The sequence below is a fragment of the Runella sp. CRIBMP genome (genome assembly GCF_009905605.1).
GTDB lineage: Bacteria > Bacteroidota > Bacteroidia > Cytophagales > Spirosomataceae > Runella.
In genome coordinates, this window is record NZ_JAAAKZ010000017.1 from 80058 (window position 1) to 103171 (window position 23114).

Annotated in this window: 20 protein-coding genes; 14 read left to right on the plus strand and 6 right to left on the minus strand. The window is 44.1% G+C overall.

What is annotated here, in order from left to right:
* The first annotated feature begins 70 nt into the window (after positions 1-70).
* Positions 71-1201 carry a P1 family peptidase gene (locus GVN20_RS25435; RefSeq protein WP_166561033.1) on the plus strand — a complete coding sequence of 377 codons (1131 nt, stop codon included), beginning with the start codon at positions 71-73 and terminating at the stop codon, positions 1199-1201.
* 9 nt (positions 1202-1210) lie between these two features.
* Here GVN20_RS25435 and hemA read toward each other — a convergent pair whose 3' ends face one another.
* Positions 1211-2482 (minus strand): glutamyl-tRNA reductase, encoded by a 1272-nt coding sequence (gene hemA / locus GVN20_RS25440; protein ID WP_166561034.1) that lies wholly within the window; start codon positions 2480-2482, stop codon positions 1211-1213.
* Positions 2483-2892: 410 nt separating this feature from the next.
* Here hemA and GVN20_RS25445 point away from each other — a divergent pair, with 410 nt between their 5' ends.
* The 5 genes from GVN20_RS25445 (at position 2893) to GVN20_RS25465 (ending at position 8796) form a co-directional block, all read left to right on the plus strand.
* Positions 2893-4092, plus strand: a complete 1200-nt coding sequence (locus tag GVN20_RS25445) for a PAS domain-containing sensor histidine kinase (RefSeq protein ID WP_166561035.1) — start codon at positions 2893-2895, stop codon at positions 4090-4092.
* 343 nt (positions 4093-4435) lie between these two features.
* Positions 4436-5956 (plus strand): F0F1 ATP synthase subunit beta, encoded by a 1521-nt coding sequence (gene atpD, locus GVN20_RS25450; protein WP_114068095.1) that lies wholly within the window; start codon positions 4436-4438, stop codon positions 5954-5956.
* Positions 5957-5972: 16 nt separating this feature from the next.
* Positions 5973-6212, plus strand: coding sequence for an ATP synthase F1 subunit epsilon (gene atpC, locus GVN20_RS25455; protein WP_166561036.1), 240 nt, complete (start codon positions 5973-5975; stop codon positions 6210-6212).
* 117 nt (positions 6213-6329) lie between these two features.
* The gene (locus GVN20_RS25460; RefSeq protein ID WP_166561037.1) at positions 6330-7868 is read left to right on the plus strand and encodes a 4Fe-4S dicluster domain-containing protein; all 1539 of its coding nucleotides are present in this window, start codon (positions 6330-6332) and stop codon (positions 7866-7868) included.
* A gap of 70 nt (positions 7869-7938) precedes the next feature.
* A complete protein-coding gene (locus GVN20_RS25465) occupies positions 7939-8796 on the plus strand; it encodes an SDR family oxidoreductase (RefSeq protein ID WP_166561038.1) in 858 nt (285 codons plus the stop codon).
* Between the two features lie 26 nt (positions 8797-8822).
* On the opposite strand, the gene GVN20_RS25470 is transcribed toward GVN20_RS25465, so the two are convergent.
* Together GVN20_RS25470 and GVN20_RS25475 are read right to left on the minus strand one after the other, a co-directional pair.
* Positions 8823-10406, minus strand: coding sequence for a hypothetical protein (locus tag GVN20_RS25470; RefSeq protein WP_166561039.1), 1584 nt, complete (start codon positions 10404-10406; stop codon positions 8823-8825).
* A gap of 20 nt (positions 10407-10426) precedes the next feature.
* Positions 10427-10957, minus strand: coding sequence for an RNA polymerase sigma factor (locus GVN20_RS25475; protein WP_114068091.1), 531 nt, complete (start codon positions 10955-10957; stop codon positions 10427-10429).
* Positions 10958-11253: 296 nt separating this feature from the next.
* Between GVN20_RS25475 and GVN20_RS25480 the strand changes: the two genes are divergently transcribed.
* Together GVN20_RS25480 and GVN20_RS25485 are read left to right on the plus strand one after the other, a co-directional pair.
* Complete coding sequence (locus tag GVN20_RS25480; RefSeq protein WP_166561040.1) at positions 11254-11778, plus strand: NADPH-dependent FMN reductase; 525 nt, start codon at positions 11254-11256, stop codon at positions 11776-11778.
* Positions 11779-11821: 43 nt separating this feature from the next.
* Positions 11822-12079 carry a hypothetical protein gene (locus GVN20_RS25485; protein ID WP_114462471.1) on the plus strand — a complete coding sequence of 86 codons (258 nt, stop codon included), beginning with the start codon at positions 11822-11824 and terminating at the stop codon, positions 12077-12079.
* 41 nt (positions 12080-12120) lie between these two features.
* On the opposite strand, the gene GVN20_RS25490 is transcribed toward GVN20_RS25485, so the two are convergent.
* Complete coding sequence (locus GVN20_RS25490; RefSeq protein WP_166561041.1) at positions 12121-13080, minus strand: YheT family hydrolase; 960 nt, start codon at positions 13078-13080, stop codon at positions 12121-12123.
* Positions 13081-13279: 199 nt separating this feature from the next.
* On the opposite strand from GVN20_RS25490, the gene GVN20_RS25495 reads away from it, so the two are divergent.
* A complete protein-coding gene (locus GVN20_RS25495; protein ID WP_166561042.1) occupies positions 13280-14440 on the plus strand; it encodes a cysteine desulfurase family protein in 1161 nt (386 codons plus the stop codon).
* Here the strand turns inward: GVN20_RS25495 and GVN20_RS25500 are convergent.
* Entirely contained in the window at positions 14437-15474 is a 1038-nt protein-coding gene (locus GVN20_RS25500; protein WP_166561043.1) for a ferredoxin--NADP reductase, read from the minus strand. The genes GVN20_RS25495 and GVN20_RS25500 overlap by 4 nt on opposite strands.
* 47 nt (positions 15475-15521) lie before the next feature.
* Complete coding sequence (gene lysS, locus GVN20_RS25505; protein WP_229599183.1) at positions 15522-17234, minus strand: lysine--tRNA ligase; 1713 nt, start codon at positions 17232-17234, stop codon at positions 15522-15524.
* A gap of 207 nt (positions 17235-17441) precedes the next feature.
* Between lysS and GVN20_RS25510 the strand changes: the two genes are divergently transcribed.
* From GVN20_RS25510 to GVN20_RS25530, 5 genes are all read left to right on the plus strand, one after another.
* On the plus strand, positions 17442-17639 hold the full coding sequence (locus tag GVN20_RS25510; protein WP_166561045.1) for a ribbon-helix-helix domain-containing protein: 198 nt from the start codon (positions 17442-17444) through the stop codon (positions 17637-17639).
* 413 nt (positions 17640-18052) lie between these two features.
* Entirely contained in the window at positions 18053-18763 is a 711-nt protein-coding gene (locus GVN20_RS25515; RefSeq protein ID WP_166561046.1) for an OmpA family protein, read from the plus strand.
* A 27-nt stretch (positions 18764-18790) separates the two neighbouring features.
* Positions 18791-19945 (plus strand): radical SAM family heme chaperone HemW, encoded by a 1155-nt coding sequence (gene hemW / locus GVN20_RS25520; protein ID WP_166561047.1) that lies wholly within the window; start codon positions 18791-18793, stop codon positions 19943-19945.
* 94 nt (positions 19946-20039) lie between these two features.
* Positions 20040-20795 (plus strand): monofunctional biosynthetic peptidoglycan transglycosylase, encoded by a 756-nt coding sequence (mtgA, locus tag GVN20_RS25525; RefSeq protein ID WP_166561048.1) that lies wholly within the window; start codon positions 20040-20042, stop codon positions 20793-20795.
* 245 nt (positions 20796-21040) lie between these two features.
* Positions 21041-23114 (plus strand): GEVED domain-containing protein (locus GVN20_RS25530; RefSeq protein ID WP_166561049.1); only part of this gene is annotated, 2074 nt, incomplete at its 3' end.

Sequence of the window (23114 nt, forward strand, 5' to 3'; positions counted from 1 at the left end):
TTGTATCGTACTCTAAATACTCGATATTTAATAAACGAGACCTTTGTTCACGAAAAAATATCATCTCAAAATGAATCGCTATTATGCCCTCTTGATAGGATTAGTTGTTGGAATCCACCATGCTACTTTTGCCCAAAACAAACGCCTGCGCGACCTTGGGGCAAAAATAGGAATACTGCCAACGGGTAAATTAAATGCCATTACGGATGTGGCAGGGGTAAAAGTTGGGCAAACCACGCTGAATGCGGGAGATAGTATACGTACGGGTGCAACGGTTATTTTACCACACGATGGTAATGTATTCCAACAAAAAATCCCCGCTGCCATTGAATTAGGAAACGGATTTGGGAAACTCGCAGGTTATAGCCAAGTGGCCGAATTGGGTAACATCGAAACTCCCATCGTCTTGACCAACACCTTAAATGTTTCGACGGCGGCCGCCGCGCTGGTCGATTGGACATTAACCCAAAAAGGGAACGAAAATGTGCGTTCGGTCAATCCGATTGTGGGCGAAACCAACGATAGTTACTTAAATGATATTAGAGGGCGGCATGTAAAACAGGCGCATGTGATAAAGGCTTTGCAAACGGCTTCCTCGGGCAGCGTGGAAGAAGGGAATGTGGGTGCGGGCACAGGAACAGTGTGTTTTGGGTGGAAAGGCGGCATCGGTACTTCTTCCCGAAAACTGCCCGCCCTGTTGGGTGGATACACGGTAGGTGTGTTGGTTCAAACCAATTTTGGGGGTGTATTAGAAGTGGCTGGAGTACCCGTAGGAGTAGAACTTGGTAAGTATTCTTTCAAAGAAACCCTTGATAAATCTGGCGATGGCTCTTGTATGATTGTCGTAGCCACCGATGCGCCTTTGGACGCCCGAAACCTGAAACGTTTGGCAACACGAGCCTTGATTGGCTTGGGTAAAACGGGGGGAATCATGGCCAATGGAAGCGGCGATTATGTCATTGCATTTTCGACGGCGTACACCATTCCGCACGATACGAAGTCAAAATTTGAAGAGCAGAAATTGCTTAGAAATGACGATACGTCGCCCTTGTTTTTGGCTGTGATTGAAGCAACCGAAGAAGCCATCCTTAATTCATTATTGATGGCAAAAACGACAAAAGGCTACCAAGGGCACACCGTAGAGGCTCTTCCTGTGCAGAAAGTGGTAGAAATTATGAAAAAGTACGGAAAGGTAAAATAAGGAGCTGGCTTATTTGCGCTCTGGCAGTTGTTCCAGATTAAACAAATCATTGAGCACGTCAATGAGTGTTTCGGCTTCTCCGCGCTTACAGGCTGCTTTGAGCTGAAGAACGGGCAGCTTGAGGATTTTTTGCATCATGCTCGATGTGATTTTATCCACTTTTGCAGCTTCATCTTCGTTCATTGATTTCATATAACGAGCCAATTCTTCTTGACGAATTTGCTCCAACGCATTTTTTAGCTTTTGGATGGTGGGAGAAACAACCATTTCTTTCGACCAGTCTCCAAACTCATCCAAGGCTTGTGTAATGATGGCCTCGACCTGTGGGATAGAAGCCAAACGGCGGCTGAGTGCTTCGTTGGCGCGTTGCTGAATGTTATCAATGTTGTATACAATCACCCCAGGAACTTGTTCAGCATCCATTGCTACGCTGCGTGGTACCGATAAGTCAATCAGGTATTTGAATGAGTACAGGGATTGTTTACGGAGAAGTTCTTTGGTAATAAAAGGTTCGTCGCGCTGAATCGAAGAGATAACCACGTCTGCTTTACGGATTTCTTCTTCTACATTTTCAAAATCTCCTACTTCAAATCCGAGTTCAAGGGCGAGTTGTTCTGCTTTGGCGCGGGTACGGTTGATAACCTTTATATTGGTATATTTCTTTTCTTTCAAATTGCGGCAAACATCCGTTCCGATTTCACCCACACCCACGACCAAAATGGAAGGGTTTTCTTTTAAAGTAGTAACGTGCTCAATCAGCTCTACTGCAACATACGAAGTTGAAGCGGCACCGTCCCGGAAAGAGGTTTCTTGGGCTACGCGCTTATTGGCAAAGAAAATTGTGTGCAATAATCGGTGCAAAAACGGCCCCGCCATGCCCAAATCAACCGACCACTGGTATGCGTGTTTGACTTGATTGGGAATCTGCATGTCACCTACTACCTGCGAGTGCAATCCTGTGGCTACCTCAAATAAATGACGTGCCGCGGCATCTTGAGAAGCGTAAAAAGTGAAATAGGAGAGATAGGCTTCGGTATTGATTAGGCCTTTTTCAATCAGAAGTAACTTGGCAATGGCTACGTTGAAATCCTGAGGTGCGTTGTAATAGATTTCCGTGCGGTTACAGGTTGAAACCACCAGGATGTCTGAACCACCAAAAAATTCCTGCACTTTCAACATCAAAGCTTTCGCTTCGTCTTCGTTTAATGCAATTTGCTCCCGGATTTCGAGGGGAGCGGTTTTGTACGAAATGCCTATACTTCTAAACTGTAATGATTCCATGTCACTTGCCTAACAAAAAGTCTACAAAGTTATTTCAAAAACCTATTTCAAAGAATTAAAATGCGCCTAGTTAGTAATTTAGAATGAGTATAAATTATTAACCGTAATTCCTTGACAATATCTGATTAGTTGAGAATGCGTAAGATGACCTTTGGAAGTTTATAATATGATTAAAGTCATATTTTGGAAACTGAAGAGGTGCATCCCCAAGCTTTGATTAATCAAAAGAATGTCTGTACTTTTAATTTTATGCCATCGTTTGATTGTACGTACGCATTCTCTCAAAAATTAGATGCGTGATTGAAATTAGGCGCTGTAATTTATACTCATTCTAAATTAATCAAAGGAGCAAAGGTGTTTTCGCCATTTTCAATGTATTTTTATAGAAACCTTTGCGTCTTATCAATGCTATGAAGCTACCGGCAATCGACATTTACAGTCAAAAGAATCTTTATCAAATTTTTATCGGAATCAATCTAGCTTTGATCGGCATCGCTTCCATTATCTATACCTACAATATTGTTGAAAATGTAGATGCCCGTGAAAAACGTCAGTTGAAATTATATGCCCAATTGATTGAATATTCGGCCAATCACTCGATTACGGAAGACTATACTTTCCTGTTTGAAGTTGTAAAAGACAATATTTTTCAAAGTCGAATCCCTACTATTTTGGTGGGAGAGGACAAAGTGCCCATCGACGGCACGAACTTGGATTTGCCTGCGCACGACCCTTCAGAAAAACAAAAGTTACTCATTGAAGCCTTCGAGGAAATGAAAGATGAACATCCGCCGATTGAAGTGGATGTGGCTGGTACCAAACAGTACATTTATTTCAGCGATTCTTCTCTATTGGTACAAATGAGGTACTATCCTTATGTTCAGTTGTTGAGCTTGTTGGTGCTGGGGTTCCTCGCCTATCTGGTGTTCAGTGCATCGCGCACCGCCGAACAAAACCGCGTTTGGGTAGGATTGGCGAAAGAAACAGCGCATCAGTTAGGAACACCGATTGCCTCTCTTATGGGGTGGGTGGAGTTTTTTCGGACCGACCCCGAACGTTATCCCGATGAATACACTGGTGAGATTGAGAAAGATGTAAAACGCTTGGAAATGATTACTACGCGCTTTTCTAGTATCGGTTCAACGCCCGCGATGAGGCATGAAAATGTGGCCGAGGTTGTGTCCACTTTTTTAGATTATCTCAAACGACGAATTTCAACCAAAGTAAAAGTAACATTTGTGAATGACCTGCCCGAAGAGCGTCAAATGAACATCAATCGAAATTTATTTGAATGGGTGATTGAAAATATCTGTAAAAACGCCGTCGATGCCATGACGGGCGTCGGTGCGCTTAAAGTGCGAATTTTTGTGTTGAACAAGCAAGAAATAGCCATTGATATCAGCGATACTGGGAAAGGGATTTCGAGAGGAAACTGGCAAAAAGTATTCAAACCTGGCATCAGTACCAAAAAACGCGGCTGGGGCTTAGGCCTGACGCTTGCCAAGCGGATTATTGAGGAGTATCACGGGGGAAAATTATTCGTCAAAAATTCGGAAGTAGGAAAAGGAACGACTTTCCGGATTATCCTCAAACAACCGTCGACTTCATAGTAGATGGCTAAAGTTTTTTTAAGGGTTGAAAAACATTTACTCAAAACTCCGTTCTGGCAAGTCATTTAGCTAATTTAAGCAGGTAGTTTTTGTGCGACTAAATTTTTCCAAAACCCGTTTTTGCACAAGGATTATTGAAAAAAAATGGCATTTCTATAGAAAATATCCAAAATACTACTCAAGGGTGTTTGGCTTTAATAAAACAAACGACTAATTTTGCGGCCTGAAACTTAAACAGTTAATGCTTAGTAGCAAATCCGCCGCTGCACTCCGTTGCGGTCAAAGATTGAAAAATTAACTACTAACGTATAAACTCATAACGAATAACACTATAACATATACAATGGCAAACACAACAAACATAGGCAAAGTAACGCAGGTGATTGGCCCAGTTGTGGACGTGAGTTTTGAGGGGGAAGGCAAGCGCCTACCATCTATCCTTGACGCTTTGGAACTAACCAAACCCAACGGACAGAAGGTAATTCTGGAATGTCAGCAACACCTCGGCGAAGACCGCGTACGCACCATCGCAATGGAGGGTACCGAAGGGATTCAACGCGGGATGGACGTATTTGACTTGGGAAGCCCCATCACAATGCCCATCGGTGAAGATATCAAAGGGCGTCTGTTCAACGTAGTGGGAGATGCTATCGACGGAATGAAGCAGGTAAGCAAAGAAAATGGCTTATCTATTCACCGTTCAGCTCCTAAGTTTGAGGATTTGGCTACGGCTACCGAAGTTCTTTTCACAGGTATCAAAGTGATTGACCTTTTGGCTCCTTACGTAAAAGGAGGTAAAATCGGTTTGTTTGGTGGTGCTGGGGTAGGTAAGACCGTATTGATCCAAGAGCTGATTAACAACATCGCTAAGGCGTATGCTGGTCTTTCGGTGTTTGCCGGAGTAGGTGAGCGTACTCGTGAAGGAAACGACTTGATGCGTGAGATGATTGAAGCGGGTATCATCAAATACGGTGACGCGTTCAAACACAGCATGGAAGAAGGCGGTTGGGACTTATCGAAAGTAGATTACGAAGAATTGAAAAAATCGCAAGCTACGTTCGTGTTTGGTCAGATGAACGAGCCTCCAGGAGCACGTGCCCGCGTGGCGTTGTCAGGTTTGACGATTGCTGAGTATTTCCGTGATGGAGACGGTACTGGTCAAGGTCGTGATATCCTTTTCTTTATTGATAACATTTTCCGTTTTACGCAGGCTGGTTCTGAGGTATCTGCTCTTTTGGGTCGTATGCCATCAGCCGTAGGTTATCAGCCTACACTCGCAACCGAAATGGGTGCGATGCAAGAGCGTATTACATCTACCAAGCGTGGTTCAATCACTTCGGTACAGGCCGTTTACGTACCTGCCGATGACTTGACTGACCCTGCTCCTGCTACGACATTTGCTCACTTGGACGCTACGACGGTATTGAGCCGTAAGATTGCCGAGTTGGGTATCTATCCTGCGGTGGATCCACTCGATTCTTCAAGCCGTATTTTGAGCGCTGAAAACCTAGGAGATGCGCACTATAACTGTGCTCAACGCGTAAAACAAATCCTCCAACGCTACAAAGAATTGCAGGATATCATCGCGATTTTGGGTATGGAAGAATTGTCGGAAGAAGATAAGTTGACGGTAAACCGCGCTCGTCGTGTACAGCGTTTCTTATCACAGCCGTTCTTCGTGGCAGAAGCCTTTACAGGTTTGAAAGGAGTTTTGGTAGATATCAACGATACCATCAAAGGCTTTAATCAAATCATGGACGGTGAGTTTGACCACTTGCCCGAATCAGCGTTCAACCTTGTTGGAACCATCGAAGATGCCATCGAAAAAGGAGAGCGTCTGTTGAAAGAAGCGGCGGGTAGATAATTAAATCGTTTCCGATATGAATTTAGAAATCATCACTCCCGATAAAAAAATCTTCTCTGGCGAAGTTTCTGCGGTAACTTTTCCAGGTACAGAAGGACAGTTTCAGGTTTTAAATAACCACGCTGCCCTTGTAAGTACCCTCGGACAAGGCGCTATCATTGTAGAAGGGGCCCACAAGGAGACCTTCACGGTAGATGGCGGCGTAGTAGAAGTACTGAACAACAAAGTACTAGTACTGGCCGAATCTATTTCGTAAGATTTTTTTTCGAATATATTACAGGCGCGGAGCTCTTTGAGCCCCGCGCTTTTTTATGCAGAAATGTTTTTAACGGTTTTTGCTGTATATTAGGGGAAGTAAAACTCCCTTTTTGGCATGAAAATTCTCTCTGGTTTGGGCTTAGGCCTGTTTTTGGCAGGTTTCGGGTTATGGCTTTATACGTTGACTATGAATGAGTTTACACTCACTTCCGCCATTTTGAAACAAAACCTCAAGCCAGAGCATCAGTCTACATTGGGTACATGCCTGCAACCTATGCTCAACAAAACCTACAGTAACGGTTGGGCCTTTACTTATGCGTTTGATAATGAGCTAAATGGACTCAATTCGAAGTACAAAGCCGCCCAACAGTGGGATAAGGTGATTTATGATGAATATAGTTTTGCCATTACCAAAGCCGCCGCCCACGGGCCGTTGAAAGATACCCCTTCCAAGTGGTTTTTCTTAACCTTTGGCTTGGCTATTTTAGGGGCATTGCTTTACATATTGCCCCAATTACGGTTACTACCTGGTATTAAAAACAATCATATCTTTCAACAATCATCTACTGCAAGAGGGGCTTTGGGGTGGATGGTAGGTACTTTTCTGATTGGTTTTTATATTTTACTTTATTATTTCCCACAGTACCTCGTCAATTGGACACTGCTTGTAGACCCACTGAGTAAAGCCCTTAACGGTAGCGAGGCAAGTCGGTGGTTTTTATACGGATTTTTGTACACCATTTGTGTAATGGTGATGGGCATTAGAATGTTGATCAAATACCGCCACAGCAGGTATCAGCAGGTACGGACACTATCGGTGATGTTTTTTCAGACGGCGGTGGCGTTTATTATTCCCGAGATACTGGTGAGTTTGAACAAGCCTTATTACGATTTTAAAAATATCTGGCCGCTTGATTACGACTTTTTCTTTGATTACAATCTCAATAGTTTGGTTCAAAGTGGTGGTTTGGGGATTTTTATGTTGGTTTGGGGCATCTTGTTGTTTCTAATCGGGGTGCCGATTATGACGTATTTCTTTGGAAAACGCTGGTACTGCTCGTGGGTGTGTGGCTGTGGAGGCTTGGCCGAAACCCTAGGTGACCCGTATCGCCAACTTTCGGATAAGTCATTAAAGTCTTGGAAAATAGAGCGTTATATTGTGCATGGGGTGTTGGTATTTGCGGTGTTGATGACTGCGATGGTTCTTTACACGTACTTTACGGGCTCGTCCAATGTCCTATTTATTGACAGTTACAGTGTGCGGTCGGCTTATGGTTTTTGGATTGGAGGTATTTTTGCAGGCGTGGTCGGAACGGGTTTTTATCCGCTTATGGGCAACCGCGTTTGGTGCCGTTTCGGTTGTCCATTGGCTGCATATTTAGGTCTTTGGCAACGTAAAAAATCGCGTTTCCGCATTACAACCAACGGCGGGCAATGTATCTCCTGCGGAAATTGTTCGACGTATTGTGAAATGGGCATTGATGTTCGTGCCTATGCGCAACGCGGACAAGACATCGTACGGTCCTCATGCGTGGGATGTGGTATTTGTTCGGCGGTATGTCCGCGTGGAGTACTTAATTTGGAAAATGCTTCCGAAGGCACGCGCGTAATGGTGGCCCCGGAAGTGATGTTAGGCAATGATATGAAACACTAAACAGTTTCATAAATCAAAACCGACGCAAAGGGTCAACCTTGGTGGAAATGACTTTGCAGTAAACTTATTCATGAAAAAAATAACTGTTTTTGGAGCAACGGGTATGTTGGGCCAGCCCGTAGTAAAAGCCTTGGCAGACGCGGGATTTGAAGTAACGGCTTTGGTAAGAAATACCCAAAAAGCCAGCGTCGTGTTACCTTCAACCGTGACGTTAGTCGAAGGGGATTTAGAAAATATAGCCGCAATTCGCCGCTCGCTGCAAGGAGCAGAAGGGGTTTATCTAAGTTTATCGTTCGAACAAACCGCCAAATCCGCCGATTTTATCGGAGAACGCGACGGGCTCCGCAACATCCTGTCGGTTATTCATGACTACCCGATTCAGCGCATTGCCTATTTGTCGTCCATCATTCAGGCCTATGAAGGATTTCGTTGGTGGATTTTTGATTGGAAACGCGAAGCGATTGCGCTCATCAAGGCAACGGGTATTCCGTATACAATTTTTTATCCTTCCAATTTTATGGAAACCCTGCCGGGGCGGATGATCCAGAATAATCGTGTATTGCTGGCGGGCACACCCAAAGTCAAAAACTATTGGATCGCAGGCGAGGATTATGGACGACAGGTGGCACAATCGTTTCTCAAGCTTACTTCTGAAAACCGCGATTACGCAGTACAGGGCCCCGAAGCGCTCACCGTAGACGAAGGAGCCGACGTGTATGTTAAAAATACAACTCAGCCAAAGCTGAAAATAGCCAAGGTGCCGCTTTGGGTATTAAAATGGGCCGGTTTGTTCAACGCACAGGCGGGCTACGGCTACCATGTTGTAAAAGCCATGATTGAACATCCAGAGCCTTTTCAGGCCCAAAACACGTGGGATGAACTCGGAAAACCAACGATTACTTTGGCTCAGTTTGCAAAAAGTCGGTAGCGAAATGATCCAGCAATGACTGCTGTTTAAAATCCGTACCGCAATCCGGCTCCTACACCAAAAAGGTGAGGTTTGGCGTCAAAAAGTGCGTTAGAACGGGTATTGGAGCCAAGCGCCTGTTGGTAATTTCCCGAAATCAACGTGGTCCAGCGCTTGCTCATTTTGTATTGAACCCGCATTCCCGTACTTGCCGACAGTGACAGTGTCTTGTAAGGATTGTCGGCTCCGCTTACTGAAACGATGCGCTCCTGTCCTGATTCAAAGCTGTTTCGTAAGAAAATATTATTGATAAATCCGCCTATAAGCCAAAGAGATAGCTTGCGTTTGGGCTTGACCAACGCAAATCCAGCTTGTACTGGGACTTGTAAATACTGGTAAGCGTTCGAAATGTTTTGATTGGTGGCAAACGACTGAATTTGGGATTTATCGTTCCCTGCACTGACAAAATCATACTGTTTTGTAAGATTATTGCTCAGGTTGACGGCTGCTTCGAGGTTGTTCACGTAACTGTTGGTGTACACATTAAATCCATTTGTCCCTTCAAAGACAGAATTCCCCTGTAAATAGTTGACTCCTGTTTCGATAGACCAACGTTGGTTCAGTTGTAAACCTCCCTGCCACTGAACCGCGTACGAAAGGGCCGCGCGGTTTGAGCCAGCGTTGGTAGAGTTGGTTGTATTGGCCAATGCATTTTGGCCCGACATTGCAAATGCCCGACCTGCAGAGCTTCCTCCAATAGCCACCCCTGCGTTATAGCTGGCAGGCATAATACCAACCGACGCCCAGTACTCTTTCGTTGAGGCTTTTTTGGGTGCTTCAGTACTGCTTTCTGGTGCCTGATAGGCTACCCAAATTTGTTTTTTTGGTAAGCCAGGTAAGTTGCGAAGATTTTTGCCGTCGAGCGCATTAATCTCTGCCGCTGGTGTTGATTCAAAAATAGGTGTAGATATAGTCAATTGGTTAGTAATCAAATCATTCGTTTGCAGGCTGTTTTCTTTAAGGATTGAATTTGATGGTGGAGTGGCGGATAAAACGGGCATTGGGCTGGAAGACTGCGTTTTAGCAACGGCACTCTCTTCTTTTATCGCCAAATTTTTGGGCAATTTTTTAACAATATCGGTATCGCTCGCCTTGTTTTTTTTGTTAGATGAATTGTCTGTTGAGGCAAAAGATGTTTTTTTAGAAAGTTGGAGTGGATTTTCGTAAACTTGTTTATCTTCTTTTTGTTCAATCGTCAATTGGGCAGTTTGTTCGGCAGAAGCGATTTCAGGGGCTGGTTTTTTGTTTTGTTCCTTTGAAATAGCCTCTTTATTGGGGACAATTACTTTCGCTTCATTTTGGGCGATGTTTCCACGCAACGTATCTGAACTGGTGTTTTGACTCAACCACCAGCCACCTAACGAAATAGCCAACAAAGCCACACCCGCCGCCGCCATCCAATGCATATTTTGCCAACGACGCCACAACGGCAGCACTACCACGCGCTCCTTCTCCTCTTCGTCCAAACGTTCCTCTATCCGCGCCCACACCGAATCGGGGGGCGTCTCAGAGGTGTCGTCAAACGCTCTGCGCCAGTTTTCCTCAAAATTATTCTGTTCCGACGTATCCATTTTTTCTAACTGAAACCTAATTAAAAACTTTCCAACATCTTTGCCTGTAACAACTGTTTTGCCCGGGCGTATTGCGATTTGGACGTACCTTCTGAAATTCCTAGCATTTCGGCAATTTCATTGTGTTGATAACCCTCGATTGCGTACAGGTTGAACACCGATTGGCAGCCAGGGGGTAATTCGCGTACCAACGACAGCAACTGCTGGTATTGAATACCCGACAGGGCTGTTTCGTTTTCTGCTACGGCATCGGTATGATTATCAATATCTGCTTGCTCTAAATACGCTTTTTCTTTGCGCAAGTATGAAATGGCGGTATTGATGACCACACGTTTAATCCACGCTTCCAACGGACAATCATATCTGAACGTATGTATCTGGGAAAAAACCTTAATAAACGCTTCTTGAAGAACATCCTCGGCCTCAAAACGGCTGCGCGTGTAGCGTTGACAAACGGCAAACATTCTCCCCGCAAAACGCTCATAAAGCGTTCGCTGGGCTATGCGGTCTTTATTTCGACACCCTTCAACTAACGTTCGTTCATCTTTCATGTATGCCGGTATGTTCTAATGACGCACAGGTTTAAAGAAAGGTTGGAATGGGTTGTAAAATTTTGTATGCATTTCTTTTAGAGAAAAACTGCAGAGGTGATTTGACGAGTTATCATTATTACGGACTCTCAATTAAAGGTAAAAACGTGATAATGAGTGTGATTTGTTTCCGACAAATGAAAAAAACAGACCATTGGGCCAGAAAAGTTTAGGCGAATACAAGATGATTTTTGTTTTTATTGAACAATTTAGGGCTGCTTGTCATTTATCTGGTATATAACGTTCCATTTATCAAAATGATAACAATCGTAGTCGGTACCAATCGGCGAAACTCCAAATCAAAAGACGTAGCTTTGTTTTATCAAAAGTTACTCGCCGAATTCAATGCCGAAAGTCAAATTTTGGACATTGCCGAACTTCCTGATGACTTTATAAGGACCGCCTTGTACGAAAATAACGGAAAAAATGAAGTTTTTAATGCCTATCGTAAGATGATGAAGGAGGCCGATAAATTTGTTTTTATCGTACCAGAATACAACGGATCTTATCCTGGGGCACTAAAAGGATTCATTGACGGGCTGGGTTATCCTAGCGAATTGAAGCATAAAAAAGCCGCCTTGGTCGGAATTTCAGACGGTGTGCAAGGGTCAGCGTTGGCGTTGAGTCACTTGATTGATGTATTTCATTACCTAGGATTGAATGTGTTGGCCCAGCGGGTGAAGATCCCGTTTATGAAGAAAAATTTTCAAGAAGGAGAAATTAAAGATGCTCTTATCAATCAACTTATTCGGGAGCAAGCGGAATTGTTGGTAAATTTTTAACTTCGCGGCCTAAACTGGTCAATGTATTAAAGTAACAGAACTTATGGCACACAATTTCGATATTCCGTTTGAAGGAACCGCAGAAACAATTTTGGCGAAAGCAAAACGCGCCATTGAATCAGGAAACGGCACCATGACTGGCGACAGCGCAGCGGGTTCTTTTTCGCTTCCTGCTGGAATCAGCAAGGTAAAAGGTGAATACGCAGTAGAAGATAACAAACTCAAAATAACCATTACCGACAAGCCGATTTATGTAAGTGGCGACATGATTGAGAATATTCTCAAAAAGCACCTTTCGTAACTAAAAGCCCTCGAAAGTCCAAATTCCGAGGGCTTTTAGCCTTAACTCAAAAAATCTAATGCTCGACGTTCTGCCCATGTAAACTCATCATTTTTGACCAAAAAACCTACGTGTCCGCCCGTTTTTGGGGTTTCTACAAAAATAAAGGGGTGTTTTTCTGCCAATGCTTTCGGAGCGCAGTCGGCATTTAAAATAGGGTCGTTTTGGGCGTTACAAATCAAAATGGGAATGCATACTTCTTTGATGAAATTGACGGCGGATGCCTGTTCGTAAAAATCGTCGGCATCGCGGTAGCCGTTGACGGGCGCAGAAAAAAAATCGTCAAAATCTTTCCAAACTTTAACGTTTTTTAAGCGGCTCATGTCCAATTTGCCTGGGTATAGCTCCGATTTAGCGCTGATTTTTTTCGTTAGTTTTCTCATAAACCGGTCGCGGTAAAACCGATTTTTTGGTAAATCGAGCAGTTCTGCGCTGGTTTTTAGATTGGTAGGGGCTGAAAAGGCGGCCGCGCCTCGTACAACGTCTGGCAGCTCTTTGCCCTTTGCTCCCACGTATTTCAAGGAGATATTTCCGCCCATGCTGTATCCCACAAGTACTATTTTTTCGTAGTGTTTGGTGCGCAGGGCGTGGTTGATGAGTTCGCTGATGTCACCAATTTCACCGTGATTGTATAACCGAAAGGCTTTGTTCATTTCACCGCTACAGGAGCGGCAGTTCCATGCCAATACATCCCACCCGTTTTGCGAAAACAATTTGGCAGTTCCTTTGATATAATGTCTTCCCGAATCACCTTCCAAACCGTGCGTTAGTACCACCAGTTTTTTACTACGTGTATCTAGCCAATCTATATCCACAAAATCACCGTCTGAGAGCAAGAATCGTTCGCGCTCATATATTACTCCTTCAACCTTTCGAAAAACGCTGGGAACGATGGTTTGCAAATGACCATTGAACAGATAACGAGGTGGGCCTGGATAGGTTGACTGATTAATAATGGGCATTAGAACATATTTTTTACAAAATTGACGGTAATTTTTAAGAAATCGTCAATTTTTGCGCCAAACATTCTTTGGATATTGTTCAAAAAAATCATTACTCGGTCGACTCGATAGGTTGATAGAGTAGAACTTTCAGCGTATTTTTGCAGTTAATAATTTTTCAGTGTCTTAAAACACTTCAACATCTCCCAAAACTACTCCCATGATTCGCTCCGTAGCCGACCGCGTTTATCTGGACAATGCCGCCACCACCCGTATATCCCCCGAAGTTATCGAAGCCATGCTTCCCTGGATGACGGAGCAGTACGGCAATCCATCTTCTATTCATGGACACGGACGTGTGGTGAAATCGGCCATTGAACAGGCGCGTAAAACAGTAGCGGGGCTGTTGAATACTTCACCAGCACAGATATTTTTCACTTCGGGTGGTACAGAAGCCGACAATACGGCTATTACGTGCAGCATTGATAATTATGGCTTAACGCACGCCATTACGTCACCGTTGGAACACCACGCGGTATTGCATACCTTGGAATATCTGGCCAAAGCGGGCAAAATCAAGTTAAGCCTTGTGAATATCGATGCCAAAGGCCATGTAGATTTGAATCATTTGGAGGAATTACTTCAGACGAATCCGCGTTCGTTGGTATCTTTGATGCACGGCAACAATGAAATTGGCAACTTGCTGGATTTGAATGTAGTAGGTGATTTGTGTGCGCAGTATAACGCCATTTTTCACAGCGACACGGTTCAAACTGTGGGGCATTTACGTCATGATATGAAACAACTCAAAACGCATTTTATCGTTGGAGCGGCTCATAAATTCAACGGCCCGAAAGGCGTTGGCTTCTTGTACATCAATGCCGATGTAAAAATTCACCCTTACATTCATGGTGGTTCGCAGGAGCGCAATATGCGCGGCGGAACAGAGAACGTGTACGGAATTGTGGGGTTGGGAAAAGCCCTAGAAATTGCGTATCGCGACATGGACAGCCACCGTGCTCATATTGAACATTTGAAAAAACGTATGATTGCGGGCTTCCGCGAAAAGATAGAAGATGTGTGTTTTAACGGTGATTGTGAAAACATGGAGCGCAGTAATTATACCGTACTGAACGTCAGCCTGCCGCCGTCGGACATCAGCGATATGTTGCTTTTTAATTTAGATATTGCCAAGATTTCAGCTTCGGGCGGAAGTGCATGTTCTAGCGGCTCAGAAGTAGGCTCGCACGTGTTAGGGGCCCTTGGCGTGGCTCCAGACCGTGGGAATGTGCGTTTTTCATTTGGAAAATATAATACCGAAGCGGATATTGACTACGCCGTAAATACCGTTGCAGAAATGTATAAAGCAGTGACGGTCTAAACATCCCACGACACGCGCACATCGGCCGTGAGTGGGTGCGCCATGCAGGTGAGCACGCGGCCGAGTGTTACTTCTTCGTCGGTTAGGATTTCGTTGTATTCCATTTCAACTACTCCTTTTGCGCATTGGGCAATGCAACTTCCGCATTGGCCTGAGCGGCAGTTGTAAGGCAAAGGCAAGCCTACTTTTAATCCCGCATCCAAAATGGTTAGGTTGTTGCTGACTTCAACCGTTGTAGATGTGCCTTTAAAATCAAGTGTAACGAATTGCGGTTTGTACTGCTTTGGAGTAGGGGGTTTGGTATCGACTGTATAAAATTCGCGGTGGATGCTGTCTTTGGCGAAGCCCATGGTAAGGAGGGTAATTTGCACCATAAGCATAAAATGCAACGGCCCGCAGGTGTAAAAAAGCACATCGTCTTTGGAAGATATAAGGTGTTGGGTCACGATCTCTTCCAACATCGAATTGTTAAGACGCGCCTGACGCAGGTTTTTGGCGTTTCCCCAAAAGAAGATTACCTTCAAACGGTCCGGATAAGCCACTTGCAGCTTCTGTAGTTGCTCGTAATAAATAGTGGACTCAATGGTTCGGTTGCTGTACAGCAGCGTAACGGACGTTTCCGGGGCAGCGTACAGAAGATGTTTCAGCAACGAAAACAACGGGGTAATACCACTCCCGGCCCCCATCAAAAATACATGTCGCGGTACCGCTTGGCTTGGAACAATGAAGCGTCCCGACGGCTCTAAGGCCGTGAGTACATCACCTTCTTTTGCATAATCAAGCAATCGGCGGGAAACCAGCCCGTTGGGTACGCGCTTGATGGTAATCGCAGGCAGATCATCTACTCCTGGTGCGGTCGAAAAAGAAAAAGAGCGCCTGACCTCCTGACCGTATTCATCAAATAACAACGTCACAAATTGCCCTGCTTGATACTCAAAAGGAGCATCATCAATGGGCTGTAAGACAAACGTCTTTGTATCGGCTGTTTCGGGGATGATTTGCGCGATGCGGAATTTGCGAGTAGTCAGGTCCATAGGTCAGAAAGAAGGCGAGGGGTTTGCCTCGCCTTGTGCTTGGGTGATTATCCGTTTATCCAGCTCTCCACTTCCTCTTTCTTCGGCATGGGAGCTTCGATTTTCAGTTTTTTACGCAGGCCGCCCAGATCGTTGAAGACTTTGTTGGGGTTAGCGGCTTTGAGTGCTTCGATGGTCAAAAAGCCCATTTTCTGCAACGCCGGAATCCAAATGGTCGGTACGCCCTGTGTCATGTAATCATTTTCGGACGCCATTTCCACTTTCTTTTCAGGACGCATTTGCGGGAAGAACAGCACTTCCTGAATGCTCGTCTGATCGGTCATCATCATCGTAAGACGGTCGATGCCGATACCGATACCCGACGTGGTCGGCATTCCGTATTCTAGTGAGCGGATGAAATCTTCGTCCATCGCCATGGCTTCTTCGTCGCCGCGCTCGGCCAGACGGAGTTGCTCCTCAAAGCGTTCGCGTTGGTCGATGGGGTCATTCAACTCAGAATACGCGTTGGCAACTTCTTTTCCGTTGATGAATAATTCAAAACGCTCCACCAGACCCGGTTTGCTGCGGTGCTTTTTGGTCAACGGCGACATTTCGACGGGATAATCAATGATGAACGTCGGTTGAATCAGGTTATCTTCCACCTTAGCCCCAAAGATTTCATCGATCAATTTGGCGACGCCCATGGTTCCGTCGGTTTCGATGCCCCATTCGTTGCAGTGCGCAATCAATTCGGCTTCGGTTTTTCCTTCAACATTGACTCCCGTGAATTTTTCGATGGCTTCAAAAATACTCAGCCGCTCATACGGACCCGCAAAGTCGATTTCGTTACCCCATGATTGTATTTTTGTTTGACCATTTACCGCCAAAGCTACTTTTTCCAGCAGTTCTTCGGTAATACTCATCATCCAGTGGTAGTCTTTGTAGGCCACGTAAAATTCCAAGGATGTAAACTCGGGGTTGTGCGTGCGGTCCATGCCTTCGTTGCGAAACATTTTTCCGAACTCATACACCCCGTCAAAACCACCTACGATGAGGCGTTTGAGGTACAATTCGTTAGCAATACGCATATACAGCGGCATATCCAACGTATTGTGGTGGGTTTTGAAAGGACGGGCCGTTGCACCGCCGTGGATGGGCTGCAAAATAGGCGTTTCTACTTCCAACCAACCTTTATCATCAAAAATGCGCCGCATGGTACTGATGATTTTGGCGCGCTTGATGAAAATATCTTTTACGTGCGGATTCACGATCAGGTCCACGTACCGCTGACGATAACGTTGCTCGGGGTCGGTAAAACCGTCGTAGGTTTTTCCGTCGGCTTCTTTGACCACAGGGAGCGGTTTCAATGACTTGTTCAGGATTTTAAATTCCTGTACGTGAATGGAAATCTCGTTGGTTTGAGTCGTAAATACAAATCCTTTAACACCGATGATATCACCGATGTCGAGCAGTTTTTTGAATACCGTGTTGTACAGCGTTTTATCTTCATCCGGGCAAAGATCATCGCGACGGAAATATAACTGAATACGACCGGTACTGTCCTGAAGCTCCACAAAAGAGGCACTTCCCATGATACGGAAGCTCATCAAACGGCCAGCGATGGAGATATTCTTATAATTTAACTTATCGTTTTCGTAGTTCTTATGGATGTCGGCCGCAGTGACGTTTACATCAAACGATTCGGCAGGGTAGGGGTCTATCCCCAGTTTCATCAAATCTTCGCGCTTTTGTCGGCGCAATATTTCTTGTTCGCTTAGCATTGTATTCAGCAGTTTGCGGCAGGGAATTACCGCTTTTGTCATTTTATGAGGCCGCAAAATTAAAAAAAATTACGGTTAATCTGTGTTTTTGCTACCCTTTCGGTTGATTTTGAATGCTTTTCTTAGAAGGCCAACTGGGGCAAAAATAATGGGTTACGTTGGGTTAATCCTTTGTGCTGTCGCTGTAAAATCAGCTTATGTGTCCCAATGGCCAACGAAAAAAAGGCGTTTGTGCTTCGCGTCAGTGCCGAAATGCTGAAAGAGTTGGAGCGATGGGCACAGGAAGAATTTAGAAGCACAAACGGCCAAATTGAATTTCTTTTGAGCGATGCGCTCAAAAAACGACGAAAGTCGCTGGGGAAGCTGCCGCCAGCAGTTGACCCATCGGATGCAAATGGCATTTAAACCGCTTAAAAATCATTGTCTTTAAGATGTATTATTCCCGTAGTTATACAAAGTAAAAATATAATTACGGGAACAATAAATGGTTATGAATCACTAAATTATTGATAATAATGCTTGTCTAGACTGAGTTTTCACCCCGCAGTTCTTCAAAGTACTTTTAAACTTTTTCTTAGGCTCACTCTTTTCAGGATTACGTGCTCCCCACTTTGCCGTTTTTGCTACATTTCTTATCGTAACGAGTATTTTGTGTACATGGGCAACGATTGAGGTCTATGAACGGATGCGGGTAGAAGGTAAGTGCTTATATCCGCAGGCATTTGCTTAAAAAGGTAAATAGCTTTATAATAGATATAAACTTTTTGCTTTTCTGCACTTCACATTTATTAACTTGGGGGCGAAAATCACTTCAAACAATGAAAATCACCTCCCTTTTTTGGGCCCTGTACGCATGTTTTTCTATTACGACATTTGCGCAGGAAAGTGCAAAACCCGCAGAATATTATGTTTTGATTGATGCCTCCCATATAGAAACAAAACAACCCGTCTCAAGTGCTAAATTTTTTGTGACCAATGAAGAAGGCAAACGCGTTTTTGAATTACGGGCCGATGCCGCTGGTAAGGCTTCGGCCAAACTTCCGCGTAAAGCCAATTACCTCGTAGAATGCATAGCGGAAGGCTTTATGACGCTTGTTATGCCCATTCGTGATTTGCGTCCTCAAAATGTGGTACAGTTTAAAATGATTCCGGCCAAGAAGGAAGTGGAAACTTTTGCTCAACTCGAAAAAGGCAAAACCATCACACTGAAAAATATTTATTTTGACCGCAGCAGCCCTGTGCTTCGCGCCGACTCACAGCCCGAATTGGATGCGCTGGCCGAAGCATTGCGCCAAAACCCTACAGTCCGTATTGAAATACGCGGTCATACCGACAATGCGGGTGATTTTGACCTGAACGTAAAGCTTTCCCAAGAGCGCTGCCAAGCGGTAGAATCATATCTGATTAAAAAGGGAATTCAACGCTCGCGCCTTCAAAGCAAGGGGCGCGGTAGCCTTGACCCCATTGCCCCCAATACGTCTGAAGAAAACAGAAAAAAGAACCGCCGGGTGGAGTTTGTTGTATTGTGATGGGAGGCTTTTGCGTAATTTTGCTGGATGCATCTGTACCTCCATATTCCTTTCTGCAAGCAAGCCTGTCATTACTGTGATTTTCATTTCAGTACTAGTCTGAAGTCAAAAGCAGAATTGGTGACGGCTATTTGTCGTGAAATAGTGCTTCAAAAAGATTATTTGCCAACGCGCGAGCTCGAAACCATTTACTTTGGGGGAGGTACGCCCTCGTTGCTGACAGAGGCAGAATTAGGGCAAATTTTTGAAACTATTCACCAAATTTACCACGTTCGGCCGTCGGCCGAAATTACTTTGGAGGCCAACCCAGATGATTTAACTTCCCAGAAACTCCTTTCGTTACAGCCTTTTATTAATCGCCTCAGTATCGGGCTGCAGTCGTTTCATGAACCGTACCTACGTTTTATGAATCGGGCACACAACGCAGTTGAATCAGAAGCCTCGGTAAAACGGGCGCAAGATTATGGTTTTCATAACTTGACCATTGATTTGATGTACGGGATGAGCGAAACACAATTGGGAATAGAACATATACCGACAGCTTCTGATGAGCAATTATGGCAGAGGGATTTGGAAATGGCCGTTGCCTTAAATACCCCCCATATTTCGGCCTACAATCTAACCATTGAGCCCAAAACAACTTTGGGAAATTGGCTCAAAAAGGAGAAAATAAATCCCGTAGATGAGGAGGTCTCGGCGCGTCATTTTGAGCAAATGTTCACGTACCTTGGCTCAAAGGAGTACGAGCAATATGAAATATCTAATTTTGCCCGCGATGGTCAGTACGCTCGGCACAACAGCAGCTATTGGAAGCGTCGTTCTTATTTGGGCGTCGGTCCAAGTGCGCATTCATTTAACGGAACTTCCAGGCACTACAACATTGCTAATAATGCCCTTTACATTCAGTCAATTAAAGCGGGGAATTTGCCTTTTGAAGCCGAAATCCTGAGCCCTTTTGATCAGGTAAATGATTATCTTCTCACTAGCCTACGCACGATTTGGGGGTGTGATTTAGGAATTATTGAACAACTGGCGGGAATTGATTTGAGAGAAATACAAAAAAAATATATGGCGGCGTTTATGGATAATGGGTGGATACTTATTGAAAATAACGTTCTGTTTCTTACGCCCAAAGGCAAATTATTTGCCGACCGAATCGCGTCAGATTTATTTGTTATCTAAGGGTTTTCGCCAAAATTGTAATTTTTGTGCCACTGAATTTTTGAATCATCTCTCTAATTTTTAATATATTTAATAGCTCAACAAAGATATTTTTATGGCCGCTAATCGTATACGTCCTGCTACCGGCACCGTACCGAAATCTAAGTCTGCTTCTGCTGGGTGGCGTTCACTTATTGTGCGGATTTTACTCAAAACAATTCTTTATTTTGTGATTGGCTCAGTGATATGGGTAACGGTTTTAAAGTTTGTTCCCGTTTGGGTTACGCCATTGATGATTGCCCGAAAAATGGAGGCCATTTCAGAAGGGCGTAGTAGTAAAATTTATTCAGATTGGACACCGATGAGTGAGATGTCTAAAGAAGCGCCGTTGTCAGTCGTAGCTTCTGAAGATCAGTTGTTTCCAGAACATTGGGGATTTGACTTTAAATCAATGGGCAACGCTTTCAAACACAACCTCCGAGGCAAAAAAATCAGGGGGGCCAGCACTATTTCTCAGCAGGTAGCCAAAAACGTATTTCTCTGGCAAGGACGTAGTTACATTCGAAAAGGATTGGAAGCGTATTTCACGGTCTTGATTGAAATAATATGGGGAAAAGAACGCATTTTGGAGGTATACTTAAACGTAGCCGAAACAGGCAATATGACTTTTGGGTATGGGGCGGCAGCGCAGCGTTTTTTTTATAAACCAGTATCTTCCCTAACCCGAAATGAAGCGGCAAGGATTGCCGCGGTGCTACCAAGTCCGCTTCGTTTTTCGGCCAAAAATCCATCTAGTTATGTCCAACGGCGCACGGCCCAAATAGCGCGCCAAATGCGGATGCTGGGTCGCGACTATATACTGAATTTATAAATCCATTAAGTATTTTTGTTTATCCCTTGGAGAATAGATAAAAACCATATTATTTAGACGAATAACACAAATCGTGCTCTGCTAAGTTTCTCTAATATTTGGCATACTAATTGCTCAAAAAAATCAATAAATACCCTACTTATCCTGATAATTATTTGATTTACCTGACCGTAAATCAAAACAATGAATCTCTATCCCTGTGAAACAAATTACGGGGTATAATAAGGAAATAAAGAAGTAGGGTTATGAGATTAAACGGTTTACGTTTTCTTATTTTGATAATGGTTTCAAGTGGGGTGTGGCTTTGCAACAAGGCTACTGCACAGATTGTACCTTGTGCCGTGGCCGACCCATCTAGCGACAGTGTCCTCGCTTTGGAAAAAAGGCTTTTAAAATTAAAAAGTCAATTTGTTAAAAATGCCCGGACTTCGGGCTTGACTGCTGTTGAGTATATCCCTGTTAAAGCGCATATTCTTCGTAAAAATGATGGCACTGGAGGCCTCAGCTTGGCGGATTTAAACACGGCATTGGTACAGATCAATCAGTATTTTCAGAATGTAGGTTCGGGGCTGCAATTATATTTTTGCGGTTTTCCCAACATCATCAACAATACCGCGTACTACGACTACAACAAAACGGATGAACTAGCATTATGCAATGCTAATAATGTTTCGAATGCAATCAATATCTATTTTCCCAACAGTATTCGCTTTGGCACACTCATGGTTTCGGGTTATGCTTATTTTCCGAGTACGTTAAGTATTTCAAATAGTATCTTCGTTCAGGCGCAGTCAGCAACGGATAATCGTACATTGGCGCATGAATTAGGCCATTATTTTAATTTACTACACACATTTCAAAACAGTAATAATACAAATAATGCAGAGCGAGAATATGTAACGCGTAATACAATGCAGGGGGCAAATTGCACACTTAAGGGTGATTTATTGTGCGATACGCCAGCGGATCCGTACGGACGGGATTCGGTCACCATCCAAGGCTGTACTTATACTGGAACTGCCCGTGACCCCCAGGGTCAATTATACATGCCGTCGTTGTCAAATGTGATGTCCTATTACCCGTTGAGTTGTGGTAGCGATTTTACCTCAGGTCAATACGCAAGAATGGCCGACGGTTTTCTGCTACGTAGCGACCCTTCCAATCAATATAATTTTTCCTGTGGACCTACCGTCACGGGAAATAATGCGCCAGGAAATTTGACGGGAATGTTGTTGGCTTCAGGGTGTTCTTTGACCTTTGCTGATAACTCCTCCGATGAGGCAGGCTTCGTCATCGAGCGATCTAGCATTTCAGCAGCAGAGGGTTTTATGCCGATTGGCGGCTTACCTCCCAACACAACCAATTACATAGACCAAACAATTACCTCGTACACAAATTACTATTATCGTGTCAAAGCTTCTAATTCTTCTGTGCAATATAGTGAGGTGCTTTCAGTTTCAACAGGACTAAATTACTGTGTACCTAAATATACCTATCCTTGTAGCACTACGGCAGTTCTTATAAATGAATTTGTATTGAAGCAAGGAACAACGACTATTATTAATAATAAGGACTCAAATTGTTCCCCCGCCAACTATGGAGACTACACGAGTACTGCCTACCCCGTAACGGCTGGGAATACGTATACTTTTACTATTGGACAAAGTGCGGGTAATTATTATGACCAACATGTGTCTGTGTGGGCAGATTTTGACCAAGATGGTAATTTTGAATTAAACGAGAGGGTGTATCGAAGTGATAGTTTGGCGTCGATGCCTCGTATGAATCCAACGGCATCCGGGTCCTTTCTTATACCTAGCTCCGTTCAAGGATTAGTACGGGTTCGGGTACGTTCAGGTTATAATTTTGGACCAGGTAGTGCTGTCACAGATCCATGTGGGCTACTTTCTTTTGGTGAAGCTGAAGACTATATGTTGGAGGTAACATCTATGTCTCCTCCAACAATCACTACTAATACAGTTACTCCAAATCCTGTATGTGCGGGGAGTACAATCAATGTGGGATTTACGGCGGTTAATCTTTCATCGACTTCTTATGCCGTACAGCTTTCTGATAATACTGGAAATAATTTTATTATTCTTCCTACTACTGGTACGGCAAGTCCGCTAATCGCTGAGATACCAGTAAATATAACTTCTGGAACGAGTTATAAGGTAAGGGTTATTTCCAATTCTCCGAGCGTCACTGGGTCGGCAAGTAGCACATTTACCATCAATGCGCTTCCCACTTCCCCAGGAGTAGTCACACCGATAAGTTACTGTCAAGGCCAAACAGCGTCTGCTTTAAGCGCAGTTGGCA